2 protein-coding genes and 1 pseudogene are annotated in these 2101 nt (G+C 66.9%); all 3 read left to right on the top strand.

The annotated features are described in order from the left end of the window. Positions 1 to 1169 (top strand): pseudouridine synthase (locus tag EN879_RS33275; RefSeq protein WP_127274573.1); only part of this gene is annotated, 1169 nt, incomplete at its 5' end. Next, positions 1166 to 1720, top strand: a complete 555-nt coding sequence (gene rsmD / locus EN879_RS33270; protein WP_024504838.1) for a 16S rRNA (guanine(966)-N(2))-methyltransferase RsmD — start codon at positions 1166 to 1168, stop codon at positions 1718 to 1720. The genes EN879_RS33275 and rsmD, both read left to right, overlap by 4 nt. A 135-nt stretch (positions 1721 to 1855) precedes the next feature. After that, positions 1856 to 2101 (top strand): annotated as a pseudogene (locus EN879_RS33265) (insulinase family protein); the annotation flags it as partial.

The following is a 2101-nucleotide window of genomic DNA, read 5'->3' as shown; positions in this document are numbered from 1 at the left end:
GGCTGTTCCTGTTCCACAAGCCGGCCGGCGTCGTCACCACCAACCGCGATCCCGAGGGCCGCAAGACCGTCTTCGACGTGCTGCCGGCTGAATTGCCACGGCTGATGACCATCGGCCGGCTCGACATCAACACCGAAGGCCTGCTGCTGCTCACCAATGATGGCGGCCTGTCGCGCGTGCTCGAACTGCCGGCCACCGGCTGGCTGCGCCGCTACCGCGTGCGCGTCCACGGCAAGGTCGAGGAAAGCGCGCTTGCCGGCCTGCGCGAAGGCATCGCCGTCGACGGCGTCTTTTACGGCGCCATCGAAGCGACGCTCGATCGCGAGCAAGGCACCAATGCCTGGCTGACGATCGGCCTGCGCGAGGGCAAGAACCGCGAAGTCAGGAACATCCTGGGTTCGCTCGGCCTCGACGTGACGCGGCTGATCCGTATCTCCTACGGGCCGTTCCAACTCGATGACCTCGCCGAGGGCCATGTGCTGGAAATCAAGGGCAGGGTGTTGCGCGACCAGCTTGGCGAGCGCCTGGTCGAGGAATCCGGCGCCAATTTCGACGCCGATGTCACCAAGCCGTTTTCCAACAAGCCGGTGCGGCGCACCGAAGTTCGCGAGCCGGAGCCGGAACGGCCGAAATTCACCCGCGATGGCGAGCGCCGCCCGATCGGCGAGGGCGGGTTGATCAAGAATCGCAAGCGCCGCGAAGGCAGCCGCGATGAGGCTCTGGGCAAACTGTCGACAAGCCCCGACAGAAACGCTGAGAAGAGTTTTGGCGAACGCGCCCCGCGTCCCGAACGCAGCTTTGGCGACAAGCCGCGCGGCAATTTCGGCGACAAACCGCGCGGTGGCTTCGGCGACAAGCCGCGTGGTGCTTTTGGTGGCAAGCCGGGCGGTGGCAAAAAGTCCGAGCGCGAGCAGCGGCCGATCGAGCCGCCCGGCCAGCGCAAGGCCAATGTCTGGATGGCGCCAGGCGCGCGACCGATCGGCAAGGGCAGGGCCGAAGCTGACGCCGCCAAGGCGGCTGACGCCAAGGCGCGCAAGGCCTCGTTCAAACCGACCTATGGCAAACCGGCCGGTGCAAAGCCGTTCGGCAAGCCGCGCGGCGAACGTCCGGGCGGGGCTGGCGGCGGTGAGCGTCCGCGCAACGGTCCCCGAGGCCCCAAAGCGAGATGAGAATCGTCGGCGGTGAGTTTCGCGGGCGTCCGTTGGCGACGCCGCGCTCGAGCGCCATCCGTCCGACGACCGATCGTACCCGCGAGGCGGTCTTCAACGTGCTGGCGCATCGCTTTGCCGAGCAATTGGACGGGGCACGCGTGCTCGACCTGTTCGCCGGCACCGGCGCGCTGGGACTGGAAGCGCTGTCGCGCGGTGCCTCCTACGGTGTCTTCATCGAGGAATCGGCGGAAGGCCGTGGCCTGATCCGCGACAATGTCGAGGCCTTCGGGCTCACCGGCCGCACCAAGATCTTCCGCCGCGATGCCACCGGCCTCGGCGAGGCCGGCACGCTGGCGCCGTTCGGCCTTGTCTTCGCCGACCCGCCCTATGGCAAGGGCCTTGGCGAGCGCGCCTTGCAGTCGGCCAAAGCCGGCGGCTGGCTTCGCCCCGGCGCGCTGTGCGTGGTCGAAGAGGCCGCGGTGGCGTCCTTCGAGCCAGGCCCCGGCTTTTCGGTGCTGGACGAACGCAACTATGGCGAGACCGTCATCCGCTTCATCGAGGCGGCCTGATACGCCTCGTATCCTTGGCCGGGCATCCATGGGCCGGCCTCTTTGCCGCCGCCTTTGCCGGCAACATGATCAACAAATCACTTTGCTTGTCGCCAGCACCTTGCCTATCGTCTGTCGACAGAACCGGAGCCGTTGATGACATCCAGGATTGAATGGCTGCGGGGAACGCTGTTGGCGACCTCCTTGGCTTTTGTCACGACCAGCCCAGTGCTGGCCGAGAGCCCCGTCTTGCCCAACACGGTTCCGGCCGAGTTCAAGGTCACGGATTTCCTGCTCGACAACGGCATGGAGGTGGTCGTCATTCCCGACCACCGTGCGCCGATCGTCACCCACATGGTCTGGTACAAGATCGGCAGCGCCGACGAGCCGCCCGGCAAATCC

Origin of the sequence: Mesorhizobium sp. M7A.F.Ca.AU.002.02.1.1 (assembly GCF_003998535.1) — a bacterium.
Classification (GTDB): domain Bacteria; phylum Pseudomonadota; class Alphaproteobacteria; order Rhizobiales; family Rhizobiaceae; genus Mesorhizobium; species Mesorhizobium ciceri.
The sequence above is the reverse complement of the archived record's forward strand: the minus strand, read 5'-3'. Positions and strand labels throughout refer to the sequence as shown.